The following is a 15,940-nucleotide window of genomic DNA, read 5'->3' as shown; positions in this document are numbered from 1 at the left end:
AGGCTGCGCCGTCGGGAGATGCGTAGAGTACCGACGGCGAAAGGACAGGTGCGTGGCCAAGCTCTACTTCCGGTACGGGGCGATGAACTCCGGCAAGTCCACGGGACTGCTGCAGGCGGCGTTCAATTACGAAGAACGCGGCCAGCGGGTCCTGCTCGCCAAACCTGCCGTCGACACCAAGGGTGATGCCGACATCATCTCCCGGCTCGGCATGACCCGTCGTGTCGACTTTCTCATCGGCCCCGGCGAGAGCGTGCGCGACCTGTTCGCAGCCCACGCCGCCGGGCAGGAGCCGGGCTCTCTCGCGGCGATGGAGCTGCCGCCGGTGGCATGCCTGCTGGTGGACGAGGCGCAGTTCCTCACCGGTGAGCAGGTGGAGGATCTGTTCCGGATCGCCGTCAGTGACGGTGTGCCCGTGCTCGCCTACGGGATCCGTACCGACTTCCGCACGCGGGCGTTCGCAGGCTCGGCCCGGCTGTTGGAGCTTGCGCACACGCTGGAGGAACTCAAGACCATCTGCCGGTGCGGGCGCAAGGCAGTACTGACCACGCGCACCGTCGGGGGAGAGGTGGTGCTGGACGGAACCCAGGTCGCCATCGACGGTCAGCAGGTGGCCTACGAATCTCGCTGCGGGCGCTGCTATCTCGAGGCCTCGGAAGGCCGGTTCGGGTAGCGGTGGCCGCGCACCGCCGTCAGGAGATCTTCGCCTGCACCCCGCGCAGTCCCGACTTCAGCTCGGCCTTGCCGGCCTTGATCTCAGCCTTGGCGATCCGCAACTGATCCTCGAGGTCGGACTTGACGTCGGACAGGTCGCTGCGGTGCTCGCGCCAGTTCTCCAGCTGCCACGCCAGCGACGGCTTGCCGCGGCGGTCGTTGGCGGCGAACACCAGCCCGGCCACGAGTGCCGCATTGCGCATGAATCCGGTCAGCTTCTCCCGCCTGTCAGCGCCCTTCGCGCTCCAGAACGGGTACCGCACGACCGTCTGCTTCAGCGCGATCACGGCCAGCACGCCTGCGGCGAGCCGGGGCGCCTTGCCCGAGGCGAGCAGGACTCCGGCTGCCACGCTGGTGCCGCCCATGATCCGCACCAGGGTCGTCCGCTTCTGCGGCACAGCCGGAACCTTCTCCGAGACCTTGTCGAGCAGAGGCTCCCACGGCTCGAGCAGCGCGGCGTGCTCGTCAGCATGGCGGATGGCGTCGATACCGTCCACGACGAAGACGGACGCGAGCAGGGGACGGGCAAGAGCGCGCACGGGATCCATGAGTCATTGCTACCGCAGATTCGGCCCAGGTGCGAACCGTTCGGAGCGCATGTCGGGACTCGCCGTGCGGCGCGCCCCGTCTACAGGCCCGGAATGCTGACGCCCAGTCCGGTGTTGTGCCGGACGTGACTGCAGCAACTGTGACCGTCGACGCCGCGCGGCGCGCCCGCCGCTCCGGGAGCGCTCGCGGAGACGTTTCGGTGCGTCCGCCTCGGCGCTCGGTCTCCCGAACGCCGATCCGCGGACTAGGCTCAGGGGTGATGAGTGACGACAACGAGCGGGCACCCGAGACTGAGACTGCGGCCGAGCGAGACCGCAGGTTCGAGTCTGAGGCGATGCCCTATCTTGACCAGCTCTACGGTGCAGCCCTGCGGATGACCCGCAACCCGGCCGACGCCGAGGATCTGGTGCAGGAGACGTTCGCGAAGGCCTACGCAGCCTTCGCGCAGTACAAGCCGGGGACCAACCTCAAGGCCTGGCTGTACCGGATCCTGACGAACACCTTCATCAACACCTATCGCAAGAAGCAGCGCACCCCGCAGCAGTCGGACGCTGATCAGATCGAGGACTGGCAGATCCACCGGGCCGCCTCGCACACCTCGACCGGGTTGCGCTCGGCCGAGACCGAGGCCCTCGACTCCCTCGGCAGCTCCGAGGTGAAGGACGCCTTGGCAGCGCTGCCGGAGGACTTCCGCCTGGCCGTGTACCTCGCCGACGTCGAAGGCTTCGCGTACAAGGAGATCGCCGAGATCATGGACACCCCGATCGGGACGGTGATGTCCCGCTTGCACCGCGGTCGAGCCCAGCTCCGGCAGATGCTCACCGACCATGCGCGGTCCCTCGGCATGAAAGTGGGAGAGAAATCGTGACGTCGCCCAGTGAGAACAACGGTGCGTGCCATTGCGAGGAAGCGCTCGAGCACCTGTATGAGTACATCGACCGGGAGATGTCCCACGGCGACCTGGAACGGCTCAAGGCGCACATCGCCGAGTGCGAGACCTGCCTGGACGCCGTCAGCCGGGAGCAGGAGGTGCGGGTGATCCTGCGCAAGTCCTGCGTCGAGGTTGCTCCGGACGAGCTCCGGATGCGGGTGCGTACGCAGTTGACGTTGCTGCGTCAGAGCCGTTCCTGACACGCCGGCACCCGGCACAGCAGAAGGCCCAGGTCCCGCTCGGGGCCTGGGCCTTCCGCTCGTCCTGAACGAATCAGGAGTTGGGGCGCTTGCCGTGGTTGGCGGCGCCGTGACGGCGTGCCTTGCGCTTGCGTCCGCGCTTGCTCATCGCAGCTCCTCGGGTCTCGGGGGTCAGGGCCAGGAGACATGATCCCACATCCGCGCCCTGGCCCCCTTCCCGATGTGTGGGGGCGGGCGTAACGTGGTCGGATGCGAGCCGTCTACGCCGCCCGCCAGGACCCAGGCTCACCGCTGACGGGGCTCGAGGTGGGGGACTTGTCCGACCTGCCCGATGCGCCGGCGGACTGGGTACCGGTCGAGGTGCGGGCTGCAGCACTCAACCATCACGACCTGTGGAGCCTGCGCGGAGTGGGCCTACGAGGCGAGCAGCTGCCGATGATCTTGGGGACGGACGCCGTCGGCCTGGACCCGGACGGGCGAACCGTCCTGGTGCACGCCGTGATCTCGTCTCCGGACTGGGTGGGGGACGAGACGCTCGACCCGCGTCGCAGCCTGTTCTCCGAGAAGTTCCCGGGCACCTTGGCCGAGCGGGTCTGGGTGCCGTCGCGCAACCTGGTGCCCGCGCCGGCATCGCTCACGCTCGCCGAGGCAGCATGCCTGCCGACGGCGTATCTCACCGCCTACCGAATCCTCACGACGGCAGCGGGTGTGCGTCCCGGTCAGCGGGTGCTGATCCAGGGCGCCGGAGGCGGGGTGGCGACGGCGTCCCTGCTGCTGGCTCGAGCGGCCGGCGCTCATGTGGTGGTCACCTCACGTTCAGAGGCCAAGCTCGAGCGAGCGAGGGCCATCGGTGCACAGGAGACGGTGCACACCGGTACACGGGTGGCGCCGGTGGACGTGGTGATCGAGACCGTGGGTCAGGCCACCTGGGAGCACTCGTTGCGATCGCTGCGCCCGGGGGGTGTGGTGGTGGTCGCGGGCGCGACCAGTGGCGCCGCACCATCGGCCGAGTTGAACCGGGTCTTCTTCCGCAGCCTGCGGGTGATCGGCTCGACGATGGGCACTGCCGCGGAACTTGCTGAGCTCGTGGCCATGGTCGCCACGTGTGGCGTCAGGCCTGTGATCGACGGCGAGTACGCGTTCGACGACGAGGCCGCCGTCCACGCGGCGTTTCGTCGGCTGAACTCGGGTGAGGTGTTCGGGAAGGTCGTCCTCGTGAGGTGAGTGGACGTTCCGGATGCCGGATCGGCGCGCCGGGAGTAGCGTGTGCGTGATCTCACACCAGCAGCGTTGCCAGGGTGTGTGGGGTGAACGTCTCGTCTCAGTGCGAAGAAGGACTCCGGATGAGCGAACGACAGCAATTCACAGGGCGGCGAGCTTTCATCTTCGCCGCGATCGGGTCCGCCGTCGGGCTCGGCAACATTTGGCGCTTCCCGTATGTCGCCTATGAAGGCGGGGGAGGTGCTTTCATCGTCCCTTACCTGGTGGCGCTGATGACGGCGGGCATCCCGCTGTTGTTCATGTACTACGCCATCGGGCACAGGTTCCGCGGATCAGCGCCCTTGAGCTGGCGACGGCTCGGTGGTGGTGCCGAGTCGATCGGCTGGTGGCAGGTCGGGATCTCGTTCGTGATCGCGGTCTACTACGCCGTGATCATCGCGTGGGCGGTGCGCTACATCGGCTTCTCAGCGACCGAGGCGTGGGGTGAGGAGCCTGGCGCCTTCCTGATCGGGCAGTTCCTGCAGCAGGCAGAGGGGGACGCCGGTTTCGACGTGGGGCTCAGTCTGGTTCCCGGAGTGGCGATCCCGCTGGCGCTGATCTGGGTGTTCGCGCTGCTCGTGCACTGGCGAGGGATCCAGGGTGGGATCGCGAGGATCTCGATGATCTTCATTCCGTTGCTGGTGGCGATCTTCCTGGTGCTGGTTGTCCGGGCACTCACTCTGCCCGGTGCGATCGACGGGTTGGACGCACTGTTCACCCCCGACTGGTCCGCCCTGACCGATGCCGATGTGTGGGTGGCGGCCTACGGCCAGATCTTCTTCTCCCTCTCCATCGGCTTCGGCATCATGATCACCTACTCGGCGCACCTGAAGCGGAAGACGAATCTCACCGGGTCAGGACTGACGGTCGCGTTCTCCAACTCCGGGTTCGAGCTGCTCGCCGGGATCGGTGTGTTCGCCACGCTCGGATTCATGGCGCAGGCGTCGGGTGTCGCGGTCGGTGACGTGGCAGACGCCGGGATCGGGCTGGCGTTCGTCGCCTTCCCCACGATCATCTCCACGATGCCTGGTGGCGCCTTCTTCGGTGTGCTGTTCTTCACGGCCCTCGTGCTGGCGGGGATCACCTCGCTGGTCAGCATCGTGGAGGTGGTCCTCACGGCGATCGAGGACAAGTTCGGCCTGAGCCGGAACGCGTCGGTGTTCGGGGTCGGCGGTGCGATGGCGATCGTCTCGCTGCTGTTGTTCCCCACCACCACGGGCCTGAACCTGCTGGACGTGCTGGATGCGTTCGCCAACAACTTCGGCATCGTCGGTGCCGGCCTCGCCTCGGTGATCACCCTGGCATGGGGGCTGCGTCGCCTCGGTGTGCTGGGCGATCATCTCAACGAGGTGTCCTCGTTCAAGGTGGGACTGCTCTGGAAGCTGATGGTGGGACTGGTCACCCCGCTCATCCTCGGGTTCATGTTCGTCTCCCAGGTGATCAGCCGGATCCAGGACGGCTATGGCGAGATGCCATCCGGCTACGTCGCCCTCTACGGCTGGGGTTCGGCCATCGGCTTGCTGGTGATTGCAGTGATCCTGACGTTGATCCCCTGGCGCAAGGGTGTGGTGGCCGCCCATGACACAGGGCAGGGGAGCACTCCGCAGCCCGGAAAGGAGGCATGATGGGCATCTCAGCCGTGATCATGATGATCGTTGCACTGGTGCTGGTCTGGGGTGGTCTGGTGGCAGCGGTCGTGCACCTGAGCCACCATCCAGAAGAGGTGGAGGCCTACGACATCGACGATGACGGCAGGCCGGACGCGCCGCCGTCGACCTGACCTGGCCCAACCTGCCGAACGCCGAGAAACTCAGCGTTCGAGCACGCAGTGGCGTCGTCAGCCGTCCTGGGGCAGGCCCAGCCACTCGTGCCAGCCGTTGTGCAGCACGAGCCAGGCGAGCAGACCGTATCCGGCCTGCTCCGGGTGCCGCCCACCGGTGGAGGCCAGGTCTGCGAGCCATTGTTCGTGGTCCTGCAGCGGCTGGTACGTCTCCACGTACGGCACCCGGCGGCGGGCGCACACATCAGCGAACGCCGTCGAGAGCTCGGCGAGCTGGCGAGGATCGACGTCATTGCGCGGTGGCGGGCCCATCACGAAGGCGCGGATGTTCCGGTTCGAGGCGTCATCGAGTACGTTCGCGAGGTTGAGCCGGCTGCGGGCCAAGGACACGCCTTGGCGCAGGTCCGCAGATCCCGGCGCCACGACGAGACGATTCTCCCCGTTGCCGAAACGGCGGTTGCACTCACTCTCCCAGCGACCCGAGAGCGCCGTACTGGTCTCGTCGGGCACCGGGAGGCAGAAGAGCTCGATCGGGTCCTCGCTGCGGGTGCGGGCGGCGACTCGCCCGGTCCACCCCATCCCGCGCGCATCACCGATCCCGGCGACGAGTTCGTCGCCGACCACGCAGATCCGCCACCGGTCGCGTGCTTCCGGGGCGCGGCTGCTCACTGGGCGAACGCCTCCTCGAGCAGGGTCGCCTGCTCAGCCTGGTGCTTCTTCGCCGTGCCCGCGGACGGCGCTGCCGAGGCCGGACGGGAGATGACCCGCACGCCGCGCTCGGCCACGACCGGCGCGTAAGCGGGCATCCGGGTGATCAGGTAGGTCCAGGCGCCCTGGTTGCGCGGCTCGTCCTGCACCCACACGAACTCGGCGTTCGGGTAGCGCTCCAACTCAGCCTGGATGGCCTCGGCGTCGAGCGGGTAGAGCTGCTCGATCCGCACCAGGGCGACGGACTCGTCCTCGCGCTTGGTGCGCTCGGCGAGCAGGTCGTAATACACGCGCCCGCTGCACAGCAGCACCCGGCGCACGTTGCCCGGATCCACGGCGGTGTCGCCGATGATCGGCTGGAAGGTGCCGGTGGTGAAGTCTTCCAGGGAGGAGGTGGCCGCCTTGAGCCGCAGGAGCTGCTTCGGGGTGAACACCACCAGCGGACGGCGTGGTCGCTGGTAGGCCTGCCGGCGCAGCAGGTGGAAGTGGTTGGCCGGGGTGGAGGGCTCCGCCACGATCATGTTGTCCTCGGCGGAGAGCTGCAGGAAGCGTTCCTTGCGTGCCGAGGAGTGGTCCGGGCCCTGCCCCTCGTACCCGTGCGGCAGCAGCAGCACGACCGAGGAGGTCTGCCCCCACTTCTGCTCGGCAGAGGAGATGAACTCGTCGATCACGATCTGGGCGCCGTTGACGAAGTCGCCGAACTGCGCCTCCCAGAGGACCAGCGCGTCGGGGCGCTCCACCGAGTAGCCGTACTCGAACGCCAGGCAGGCGTACTCGCTCAGCGAGGAGTCGTAGGTCCAGAACTTCGCCTGGTCCGGGGTCAAGTACATCAGCGGCGTCCACTCGGCGCCGTTGAGACGGTCGTGCAGGACGGCATGACGCTGCACGAACGTGCCACGGCGCGAGTCCTGGCCGGCGAGCCGCACCGGAGTGCCCTCGATGAGGAGGCTGCCGAACGCGAGGATCTCCCCGAATGCCCAGTCCACGGCACCCTGCGTGGACATGCCACCACGCTTGTCCAGCAGCTGGTTCAGCTTGGGGTGGACGTTGAAGCCCTCGGGCGGCCGGGTGTGCGCGGAGCCGATGTGCTCGATCACCTTCGCCGGAACGGCAGTCTGCCAGCCGATGATCACGCCGGCGTCCTCGAGCTGGGACTCCGGTGGCTCCAGACCGGCCACCTGTGTGCCCGAGGAGCGCTGGGTACCGTCGCGCGCCTCAGTGAAGACTCGTTCCAACTCACCCTTGTAGTGCTGCAGGAACTCCTCCGCCTCATCGGCGGTGATGTCTCCGCGGCCGACCAATGCCTCGGTGTACAGCTTGCGGACGCTGCGCTTCTTCTCGATGAGGGAGGTCATCACCGGCTGCGTCATCGACGGGTCGTCGCCCTCGTTGTGACCACGGCGGCGGTAGCACACCATGTCGATGATGACGTCCTTGTTGAACTGCTGCCGGTAGTCGAATGCCAGCTCGGCCACGTGCGCGACGGCCTCGGGGTCGTCCCCGTTGACGTGGAAGATGGGGATCTGCAGCCCCTTGGCCACGTCGGTGGCGTAGAGAGTCGATCGTGAGGCGGAGGCTCCGGTGGTGAACCCCACCTGGTTGTTGATGAGGATGTGCACCGTGCCGCCGGTGCGGTAGCCGCGCAGCTGAGACAGTTGCAGGGTCTCGGTGACCACGCCTTGCCCGGCGAACGCTGCATCGCCGTGGATGAGGATCGGCAGCACCGAGAATCCGGCGCCGCCGAGGTCGATGCGGTCCTGCTTGGCGCGGACCACGCCCTCGAGTACGCCGTTCACGGCTTCCAGGTGGGAGGGGTTCGCGGCGAGGTACACCTTGGTGGTCGCTCCGGAGGAGGCGGTGAACGTCCCCTCGGTGCCCAGGTGGTACTTCACGTCTCCGGAGCCCTGCACGGTGCGCGGATCCTGGTTGCCCTCGAACTCGGCGAAGATCTGCGCGTAGGACTTGCCGGCGATGTTCGCCAGGACGTTGAGCCGCCCGCGGTGCGGCATCCCGATGCCGACCTCGTCCAGGGACTCCTCGGCTGCGCGCTCCAATATCCGGTCCAGCAGCGGGATCAGTGACTCGCCGCCCTCGAGGCTGAACCGCTTCTGGCCGACGAACTTCGTCTGCAGGAAGGTCTCGAAGGCTTCGGAGGCGTTGAGCGTGCGCAGGATGCGCCGCTGCTCTTCGACCTCGGGCTTGGCCCAGCCGGACTCGAGTCGCTGTTGGAACCAGCGCCGCTGCGTACCGTCGTGCAGGTGCATGTACTCGGCGCCGATCGTGCGGCAGTAGGAATTGCGCAACAACCCGAGGATGTCCCGCAACAGCATCCGCGGCTTCCCGCCGAACCCGCCGGTCGGGAAGGTGCGGTCGAGGTCCCACAGCGTGAGCTGGTGGTTCTGCACGTCCAGGTCGGGGTGCTTGCGCTGGCGGTAGGCGAGCGGATCGGTGTCAGCGAGCAGATGACCGCGGGAGCGATAGGCGTGGATGAGCTCAGCGACCCGCGCCGGCTTGCCGAGGTCATCCGGGGAGTCGGCCGAGACATCGGTGGTCCACTGCACGGGCTCGTAGGGCACGCGCAGCGACGCGAAGACGCGGTCGTAGAAGCCGTCCTCACCGATCAGCTTGCTGTGCACGATCCGCAGGAAGTCACCTGACTGGGCGCCTTGGATGATCCGGTGGTCGTAGGTGGAGGTGATCGTGAGGATCTTCGAGATGCCCAGTTTGGCGATCGTCTCGGGGGAGGCGCCCTGGTACTCGGCCGGGTAGTTCATGGCGCCGACACCGACGATCGTGCCCTGGCCCTCCATCAGGCGGGGCACCGAGTGGACGGTGCCGATGGTGCCGGGGTTGGTCAGGGTGATGGTGGTGCCGGCGAAGTCCTCGACGGTGAGTTTGTTGTTGCGCGCCTTGGCGACGACGTCCTCGTAGGCGCGCCAGAACGCCGCGAAGTCCATCGACTCCGCCCCCTTGATCGAGGGGACCAGCAGTTGGCGAGTACCGTCCGGCCTGGCCAGGTCGATCGCGAGCCCGAAGTTCACGTGAGCGGGGCGCACTTGCCCGGGCTTGCCGTCGACGGTCCGGTAGCCGGCGTTCATCTCGGGCATGTCGCCCAGTGCCTCGACCACCGCGAAGCCGATGAGGTGGGTGAAGGACACCTTCCCGCCCCGGCCGCGGCGCAGGTGGTTGTTGAGCACGATCCGGTTGTCCACGAGGAGCTTGGCCGGAACGGTGCGCACACTGGTCGCCGTGGGGACGGCGAGGCTGGACTCCATGTTGGTGACGACGCGAGCTGCCGGCCCGCGCAGCCTGGAGACCTCGTCGTCGCCTCCGGCATCGCGGGGTCCGCCGCCGGTCATCGAGCGCGTGTAGGCGGCCGTGGGCGCCTCCGCCGTTGCCAGCGGGGGTTCGGGCGGAACGTCGCCCTGCACGGTCAGGGTCGGTGCCGTGGTGTCGTTCGCCTCCGCCGTGCTGGTCGGGGCGGGTTCGACCGGGTGGGCCGGGACCACCGCAGGGGTGCTCGGCGCCGGGGTGGCGGGCGCCTTCGGCGGGGCCGGGGTGTCGGCGGGCCGGGCACTGCGTCGTGCCTCGGTCTGGCCTGCTCCCTCATCCTCCCCATAGGAGGCCGGACTCACCTCGCGGGGTGAGTAGGACTCGAAGAAGTCCCACCAGGCCGGATCCACCTGCGATTTGTCCTCGCGGTATTGGGCATACATCTCTTCGATGAGCCACTCGTTACCGCCGAAGGCCGCAGATGCTGACGTGTCGTCGTGGGGTGCCTGCTGGGACACTCGGGGATCGCCCTCTTTCACGCTGGAATCGCGATGTGGATGTGTTGGCCACCAGCCTAGGTGAACGAGGGCGGTGGGGGCGGCCATTCCCGGCGCGATTGCACGATCAGTCCCGGATACTGACATCGATCCGGGCAGTGGTGCCAACCGTTCGTCAACAGTCGGTCACGGGCTCCCTGGGCGATGACCAGGTCCGGGACCGGTGGTCGGCCGGGAAGGTCCTGCTGCTGGCAGCGTCACCCGGATCATCGCTCCCGAACCGCGGGGCGGGTCGACGACGGCGATCGTCCCGCCGTGCAGGGTCACCGCCCAGCGCGCGATGGCCAGTCCCAGTCCCGTACCGCCGGTGCTCTGGCCGCCACGCTGCGCTGGCGCGTTGCCGCGTTCGAACCGTTCGAACACTTTCTGCCGGTCCGCGACCGGTATCCCTTGCCCTTCGTCCAGCACCTCGATCACGACGACGGCCCTCGCCTTGTCCGCGCGTGCGGACAGCCAGATGGTTCCGCCCGGCGGAGAGTGCCGTGAGGCGTTCTGCAGCAGATTGAAGATCACCTGCCGTAGTCGTTCGGCATCCGCGCGCAGCCGGAGGTTCGCCGGTTCGACGCTGACGTGCCAGTGCAGACCGGTCTCAGCGGCCGGGCGGGCCTGGGCGGCGGCGTCCTCGAGGAACGGCTGCACCTCGAGATCGCTCAGGTCGAGATCCGCGGCGCCGGCCTCCAGCCGGGAGAGGTCGAGCAGGTAGGTGATCAGCCGGGAGAGCCGCTCGACCTGAGTCAGCGCCGACTCGAGGGCCTCGGGCTCGGGCGCCACCACGCCGTCGGCAAGATTCTCCAGTTGTGCGCGCAGCGCGGCCACAGGGGTGCGCAACTCGTGCGAGACATTGGCCACCATCTCCCGCCGTTGCGCATCGAGGGTGTCCAGATCCTGGGCCATGGAGTTGAACGCGGCGGCGAGCTGTCCGACCTCGTCCTGGCTGTCGGTGTGCACGCGCTGGCTGTAGTCCCCGCGGGCCATGGCGCCGGCCGCGCTGGTCATCTCCCGTAGCGGCCGGGTCATCCCGCGGGCGAGAATCTGGGTGAGTACCAGCGAGCACACCAGGGCCACCGGAAACGTGCGCAGCACCCCGAACTCGAAGCGGTCCCCGATCCAGGTCACCACCGTGAACAGTGCCACGGTGGCGCCGATGATCACGATGAGCTTCATCTTGATCGAGCGCACCGGGTCGAGTGGGCGCAGATCCCCGTAGATGCCGTCCAGGCGGTCGCGCCAGCCGACGGCGCCGCGTGCGTGCCGCAGTCGCCCTGCCCGACTCATGTGGCCGGGCTCATGTGGTCGGTTCGAGCGCGTACCCCACCCCGTGCACCGTCCGGATCAGGTCCGAACCGAGCTTGCGGCGTAGCGCCTTCACGTGCGAGTCGACGGTGCGCGTACCCGAGGCGTCCACCCAGTCCCAGACTTCGGCGAGCAGTCGTTCGCGGGAGAGCACCGTGCGCGGGCTCTGGGCGAGGCAAGCGAGCAGGTCGAACTCGGTGGGGGTCAGATGAGCTTCGTTCCCGTTCCGGGTGACTCGTCGTGCTGCCCGGTCGATCACCAGGTCGCCGAGTGTGAGGGGAGCGTCGGCCACTCTGTGTTCTCCGCTGGCCGGTACCTGCCGCGCGCGATCGACCCGTCGGAGGAGGACCTTCAGCCGGGCGAGCAGCTCGCGCATCGAGAACGGCTTGGTCAGGTAGTCGTCGGCCCCCACGCCCAGTCCGATGATCATGTCGGTCTCATCGTCGCGTGCGGTCAGCATGAGGATCGGGGGAGCGGTGGTGCCGGCGCCGGAGTGACTGGCCTGGATCCGGCGGCAGACCTCCAGGCCGTCGATACCGGGAAGCATGACGTCCAGCACGATGAGATCGGGTCCGAGTTGCTCGGCGGCCCGGACGCCGTCGGGTCCGGTTCCCGCGATGTGCGGGCGCCATCCCTCGGCCTCGAGACGGCGGGCGATCTGGTTCGCGATCTCCGGCTCGTCCTCGACGATGAGCACGGCGGTCGCGAGAGTCCCTGCGGCTGCGGCAGTCATGGTGAAACTCTCGCACAGGTCTCGTGTGAGACGACTCGCACACGCGGCGCGGATGTGGACTCCTGACGGCGCTCTCCGTTATGCTTTCGTGATCTGGTTTGCTTGCTGTTCACCACAGGTGGGCGCGACGTAGACTGGCAGCCTTCCCCTAAGCATGAGCGTGGGTGCCGTGTGCGCCCGAACCACTGTCCACCCCCTGTCCGACCCCCGTCCGGAGGCCGTGTGAGTTCTCAGCGTGTGTCTTCCGCTGACGCGCTCCCGACCCGGCGACAGTTGCGCCTCGCCGCGCAGCGTGAGCAGAGCGGCTTCGCCGCTGCCGGGTCACGACGGGAGCGGCCGCTGACCCGCCGGGAGATCCGGGCGCGGGAGCGTGCTGAGGCCGCCGAGCGCGCTGAGGCTGCCGAGGACGTGGTGACAGAGGGTGACGATCGAGTCGATCGCACGCAGGTGCAGGGCACCGGCGCTCAGCCGATTTCGGATCAGCAGGCGGAGTCCGGCGCGGAGCCTGTCCCCGCCGCGCTGGTCGCGCTGGCGCACGAGGACCACGACCAGGTCCAGGACCGTGACCCGGTGGCCGCTGTGCCCGGCAGCGTCGCAGACGAGCGCGTCGCGATGGATGTGCCTGCCCCAGGTGCTGCTGCAGCGGAGAAGCCATCTACGCCCACCTCCGCTCCGGCTTTCGGCGATGTGGTCCGTGGTCATGGCGCGAGCAACCGTGAACAGCGCCGTGCTGAGCGCCGCCGCGCTGCTTCGCAGCGCAGCGGGACGACGTACCGATGGCTGCCGCGCCTGGCCGTCCTCGGCGCGCTCGGCGCGTTGACCACGGTGGTGCCCCTGAGCGGTGCGGCCACACCCGCAACCTCCACGGACCTGGCGACGGGCAACCCGGTGGCCGCGAACAGCGCGTACGACGTCCTCACCTCCGGTGGCACCCCGGTCTTCTCCGACGCCTCCACGGCACTGGCCGCAGATCCGCTGGCTTCGCTGCGCTCACTCGTCTCGGCGAGCCGGAGTGGGGCAGAGCGGATCCCCAGTTCGTGTGTCACGACTCCGGTGCAGGCCAACGGTGTGCTCGCCTCCGAGGTTGAAGCGACCGCACCACCCATCGTGCAACCGCTGGTCGAAGGCAACTACCAGCTCACTTCACGCTATGGCAACCGGGTTCACCCGATCTGGGGGTCCTACGGTCAGCACACCGGTCTGGACATGTCAGCGGCTGCGGGAACACCGATCCACGCTGTGGCCGATGGCACGGTCACCTACGCCGGGGTCGGGCGCGACGGCCGGTCGAGCATGTTGGTGATCATCGAACACGAGGTCGACGGGGAGAAGTTCTGGACCTGGTACGTGCACATGTACCCCAACGGGGTCTATGTCCAGGCCGGCCAGCAGGTCTCCGTCGGCGAGACCATCGGCGCGGTCGGGTCGTACGGCAACTCGACCGGACCGCACCTGCACCTCGAAGTGCACCTGGACGAGTCACTCACCACGGTCGACCCGGAGGCTTGGCTCGCCGAGCACGCGGTGCCCCTGACATCCGAGACCCTGCAGTGCACGGAGAACTGACGGCGCACGCCTGATTGTTCGTCCGCTCCGTGAGGTGCCGGCAGCTACAGCAGCGTGATGCCCCAGGTGACGCTGTGGCTGGAACCCGGAGCGAGTCGCACGAGGTCGGCACCGGTGCGGAAGGCGTCGGCGACGCAGCTCATCGGCTCGGCTGCGAGCCCCGTGCGCTGGGCGGAGACTGCGGCGACGTGGTCCCCAGTGCACATCTGCCAGCAGCCCATCGACCGGTCCATCCACACCGCTGCGGTGCGACCGTCTGAACCGCGCAGACGTAGCCATGACAGGCCGTCGGCATCGTAGGTGGCACCGACGAACGCATCGTCGAGCTCAGTCCGCGCCAGCCGGCGCGGCTGACGGAAGTCCAGCTCGGCCGGCAGGTCCGCCACCCCGGTCGGGAGGAGGCGGTCGTCGGTCGGTACCCACTGGGTGGCATCGAGCTGCAGCTCGGCGTCGTCGAGCGATCCGGGCCCGGGAGAGAGCCACGGATGGAAGCCCACGCCGTAGGGGGCGTCGGCACTTCCGGTGTTCGTTGCCGTGGTGGTGATGCGCAGACCATCGGCTCCGAGTGCGTAGCGGACCGCGACGGTCAGCGGGAAGGGGTATCCGGGCGTCGGAGGGAGGTCGAGCTTCAGCACGACGACGTCGGCTGTGTGCTCGTCCACGGTCCAACGCTGCCAGCTGGCCAGTCCATGCAGGGCCGTGCCCCGCGCCGGCTCGGTGATCGGTACCTGGTACTCGATCCCGTCCCACGTGTACCGGCCGTCCCGGAGCCTGTTCGGCCAGGGCGCCAGCACCGCTCCGTGGGAGGCAGGAGGCAGTTCTTCTGCCGAGAACGGGACGACGACGTCGCGTCCTCCGACTCGGAACTCGCGCAGGTGGGCGCCGACCTCGGTCACGGTCGCGACCGCCTCGCCGCTGGCGATCTGAAGCTGCTGTCCGGTGGGTGAAGTGGGTTGCACGGCCTCACCCTACTGCGCTCACTCCGGCGTGTGGCAGGAGGACCAGATGACGGGTCCTCGCGCAGAGGTGCCGACACCAGGCATACTGGACGCACGATCAACGGCTGACCATCGGGGGAACGATGCGCACGACCACGCCGCTCGAGGGCGCCACGCCGCAGTCCGGCGAGACTGCAGAGCGCATCGAGGACGCCCTGACGGGTCTGGGCCGGCAGTCCCATCAACTCATTGCGCGGATGTGCCAGGACGGTCAGTCGCTCGAGGATGTCGCGGCAGAGCTCGATCTGGATGTCACCACCGTGGCCGCCCGTGCGGTCCATGCGGACCGTCAGTTCCGGCGCGCTTACATCGCCCCCGCCATCGACGCCGCCGACAACGTGGTGTGCGACCGGTACCGCAAGAGGCTGGTCGCCGCGGCAGTCAGCGCCCACGAGTTGCCGACCTCACGGCACGGCCGGACGTGCAGCGGCTGCCGGGCACAGACAAGTGCGGTGGCCGCGGCCGCATCTCAGGCGGACGCATTCCTCACTCCACTGGCCTCCACCATGTTCCTCGCTCCGGGTGCGGTGGTGTTCGCCGAAGGCGGCGACGAGCCCGAGGAGCGACGGCGCAGGGTGCCGTGGCGGATTCCGGTCGGGGTGGCCTTCCTACTCCTAGGACTCCTGGTCCTCGTGCTGCCGTCGGCTTTGAGTCCGCTCGAGGCTCCGGCGCAGCAGGCCGGTCAGCAGATCGGCGCCGGGAGCGACGGTCCGGTCGATCAGGCCGGCGAGGGTGGCAGCGGCCTCGCACACGAAGCCGGCGGACTGAACGAGTCCGATGACTCCACCACCGAGCCCACGAAGGAACCCAGCGAGGACCCGACCGACTCGCAGGATGCTCCGGAGGGCGACCCTCCCACCACTACTCCGGGCTCCACCGATCCGTCGGCGACGGGCAGCACCGGATCTGGGACCACGACGACGGGCGGCAACTCCGAACCCTCGTCCTCGCCGTCGGCGGGTGGGACGACGCCGCCCAGTGAGCCATCACCTTCACAACCGGCTCCCAGCCAGCCGTCGCAGCCCTCTCCCTCGCAGCCTGCGCCGTCCGAGCCGGAACCGACGCAACCGAGCCCGACCCCCGCTCCTAGCCCGACCCCTGCACCCACGACGCCAGCACCCACGACGCCTGCCCCCAGCCCGGACCCGGAGCCCGAACCCGAGCCGGAGCCCGAACCTGAGCCGGAGCCCGACGACGAAGAGGAGTCCGGCGGCCTGGTGGGCGATTTGGTGGGAATCGTCGACGACCTGCTGGGCGGCCTGCTCGGGACTCCCTGAGCAGCCGGGGCTGAGTGGGACTGACTCGACGGGTCGGGTCCGGCGCAGCGTCGCGCCAGATCACGTGGCCAGATCACCTGCTCCCGGCGGGAGCCGTCGCT

General features: G+C 68.5%; 15 protein-coding genes. 8 read left to right on the top strand and 7 right to left on the bottom strand.

The annotated features are described in order from the left end of the window. Nucleotides 1-52 precede the first annotated feature (52 nt). Nucleotides 53-673: a thymidine kinase gene (locus tag FV560_RS03915; protein WP_159619591.1), complete on the top strand. Its 621-nt coding sequence runs from the start codon at nucleotides 53-55 to the stop codon at nucleotides 671-673. Between the two features lie 19 nt (nucleotides 674-692). Here the strand turns inward: FV560_RS03915 and FV560_RS03910 are convergent, their stop codons facing one another. Further along, nucleotides 693-1,262, bottom strand: a complete 570-nt coding sequence (locus FV560_RS03910) for a DoxX family protein (protein ID WP_159619589.1) — start codon at nucleotides 1,260-1,262, stop codon at nucleotides 693-695. Nucleotides 1,263-1,462: 200 nt separating this feature from the next. On the opposite strand from FV560_RS03910, the gene FV560_RS03905 reads away from it, so the two are divergent. Beyond that, nucleotides 1,463-2,131 carry a sigma-70 family RNA polymerase sigma factor gene (locus tag FV560_RS03905; RefSeq protein ID WP_275401886.1) on the top strand — a complete coding sequence of 223 codons (669 nt, stop codon included), beginning with the start codon at nucleotides 1,463-1,465 and terminating at the stop codon, nucleotides 2,129-2,131. Continuing rightward, the gene (gene rsrA / locus FV560_RS03900; RefSeq protein WP_159619585.1) at nucleotides 2,128-2,394 is read left to right on the top strand and encodes a mycothiol system anti-sigma-R factor; all 267 of its coding nucleotides are present in this window, start codon (nucleotides 2,128-2,130) and stop codon (nucleotides 2,392-2,394) included. Before FV560_RS03905 ends, rsrA begins: the two co-directional genes overlap by 4 nt. Before the next feature lie 73 nt (nucleotides 2,395-2,467). Here the strand turns inward: rsrA and FV560_RS20650 are convergent, their stop codons facing one another. Beyond that, nucleotides 2,468-2,542 (bottom strand): 50S ribosomal protein bL37, encoded by a 75-nt coding sequence (locus FV560_RS20650; RefSeq protein WP_420853348.1) that lies wholly within the window; start codon nucleotides 2,540-2,542, stop codon nucleotides 2,468-2,470. Nucleotides 2,543-2,643: 101 nt separating this feature from the next. On the opposite strand from FV560_RS20650, the gene FV560_RS03895 reads away from it, so the two are divergent. The 3 genes from FV560_RS03895 (at nucleotide 2,644) to FV560_RS03885 (ending at nucleotide 5,434) form a co-directional block, all read left to right on the top strand. Continuing rightward, the gene (locus FV560_RS03895; RefSeq protein WP_159619583.1) at nucleotides 2,644-3,618 is read left to right on the top strand and encodes a zinc-binding dehydrogenase; all 975 of its coding nucleotides are present in this window, start codon (nucleotides 2,644-2,646) and stop codon (nucleotides 3,616-3,618) included. Between the two features lie 119 nt (nucleotides 3,619-3,737). Continuing rightward, nucleotides 3,738-5,279, top strand: a complete 1,542-nt coding sequence (locus FV560_RS03890) for a sodium-dependent transporter (RefSeq protein WP_159619581.1) — start codon at nucleotides 3,738-3,740, stop codon at nucleotides 5,277-5,279. Continuing rightward, the gene (locus FV560_RS03885) at nucleotides 5,279-5,434 is read left to right on the top strand and encodes a methionine/alanine import family NSS transporter small subunit (RefSeq protein WP_159619579.1); all 156 of its coding nucleotides are present in this window, start codon (nucleotides 5,279-5,281) and stop codon (nucleotides 5,432-5,434) included. The genes FV560_RS03890 and FV560_RS03885 overlap by 1 nt, the downstream gene beginning before the upstream one ends. A 57-nt stretch (nucleotides 5,435-5,491) precedes the next feature. On the opposite strand, the gene FV560_RS03880 is transcribed toward FV560_RS03885, so the two are convergent. From FV560_RS03880 to FV560_RS03865, 4 genes are all read right to left on the bottom strand, one after another. Further along, complete coding sequence (locus FV560_RS03880; protein ID WP_275401883.1) at nucleotides 5,492-6,103, bottom strand: GDSL-type esterase/lipase family protein; 612 nt, start codon at nucleotides 6,101-6,103, stop codon at nucleotides 5,492-5,494. Continuing rightward, entirely contained in the window at nucleotides 6,100-9,933 is a 3,834-nt protein-coding gene (locus FV560_RS03875) for a multifunctional oxoglutarate decarboxylase/oxoglutarate dehydrogenase thiamine pyrophosphate-binding subunit/dihydrolipoyllysine-residue succinyltransferase subunit (RefSeq protein ID WP_235019914.1), read from the bottom strand. Before FV560_RS03875 ends, FV560_RS03880 begins: the two co-directional genes overlap by 4 nt. A gap of 165 nt (nucleotides 9,934-10,098) precedes the next feature. After that, on the bottom strand, nucleotides 10,099-11,247 hold the full coding sequence (locus tag FV560_RS03870; protein ID WP_159619575.1) for a sensor histidine kinase: 1,149 nt from the start codon (nucleotides 11,245-11,247) through the stop codon (nucleotides 10,099-10,101). 10 nt (nucleotides 11,248-11,257) lie between these two features. Further along, nucleotides 11,258-11,998, bottom strand: coding sequence for a response regulator transcription factor (locus FV560_RS03865; protein WP_159619573.1), 741 nt, complete (start codon nucleotides 11,996-11,998; stop codon nucleotides 11,258-11,260). A 222-nt stretch (nucleotides 11,999-12,220) separates the two neighbouring features. Here FV560_RS03865 and FV560_RS03860 point away from each other — a divergent pair, with 222 nt between their 5' ends. After that, on the top strand, nucleotides 12,221-13,564 hold the full coding sequence (locus FV560_RS03860; RefSeq protein WP_159619571.1) for a M23 family metallopeptidase: 1,344 nt from the start codon (nucleotides 12,221-12,223) through the stop codon (nucleotides 13,562-13,564). Between the two features lie 44 nt (nucleotides 13,565-13,608). Here the strand turns inward: FV560_RS03860 and FV560_RS03855 are convergent, their stop codons facing one another. Continuing rightward, complete coding sequence (locus FV560_RS03855; protein ID WP_159619569.1) at nucleotides 13,609-14,523, bottom strand: aldose 1-epimerase family protein; 915 nt, start codon at nucleotides 14,521-14,523, stop codon at nucleotides 13,609-13,611. A 122-nt stretch (nucleotides 14,524-14,645) separates the two neighbouring features. Between FV560_RS03855 and FV560_RS20060 the strand changes: the two genes are divergently transcribed. After that, the gene (locus FV560_RS20060) at nucleotides 14,646-15,839 is read left to right on the top strand and encodes a hypothetical protein (RefSeq protein WP_200837526.1); all 1,194 of its coding nucleotides are present in this window, start codon (nucleotides 14,646-14,648) and stop codon (nucleotides 15,837-15,839) included. Nucleotides 15,840-15,940 lie beyond the last annotated feature (101 nt).

This window comes from Ruania rhizosphaerae, from assembly GCF_009805705.1.
Lineage (GTDB): Bacteria > Actinomycetota > Actinomycetes > Actinomycetales > Beutenbergiaceae > Ruania > Ruania rhizosphaerae.
The sequence above is the reverse complement of the archived record's forward strand: the minus strand, read 5'-3'. Positions and strand labels throughout refer to the sequence as shown.

Excerpts from the sequence above, each read along its gene's own strand:
- FV560_RS20060 (WP_200837526.1), top strand. The coding sequence starts at position 14,646 with ATGCGCACGACCACGCCGCTCGAGGGCGCCACGCCGCAGTCCGGCGAG.
- FV560_RS03890 (WP_159619581.1), top strand. The coding sequence starts at position 3,738 with ATGAGCGAACGACAGCAATTCACAGGGCGGCGAGCTTTCATCTTCGCC.
- FV560_RS03870 (WP_159619575.1), bottom strand. The coding sequence starts at position 11,247 with ATGAGTCGGGCAGGGCGACTGCGGCACGCACGCGGCGCCGTCGGCTGG.
- FV560_RS03895 (WP_159619583.1), top strand. The coding sequence starts at position 2,644 with ATGCGAGCCGTCTACGCCGCCCGCCAGGACCCAGGCTCACCGCTGACG.
- FV560_RS03865 (WP_159619573.1), bottom strand. The coding sequence starts at position 11,998 with ATGACTGCCGCAGCCGCAGGGACTCTCGCGACCGCCGTGCTCATCGTC.
- FV560_RS03910 (WP_159619589.1), bottom strand. The coding sequence starts at position 1,262 with ATGGATCCCGTGCGCGCTCTTGCCCGTCCCCTGCTCGCGTCCGTCTTC.
- FV560_RS03885 (WP_159619579.1), top strand. The coding sequence starts at position 5,279 with ATGGGCATCTCAGCCGTGATCATGATGATCGTTGCACTGGTGCTGGTC.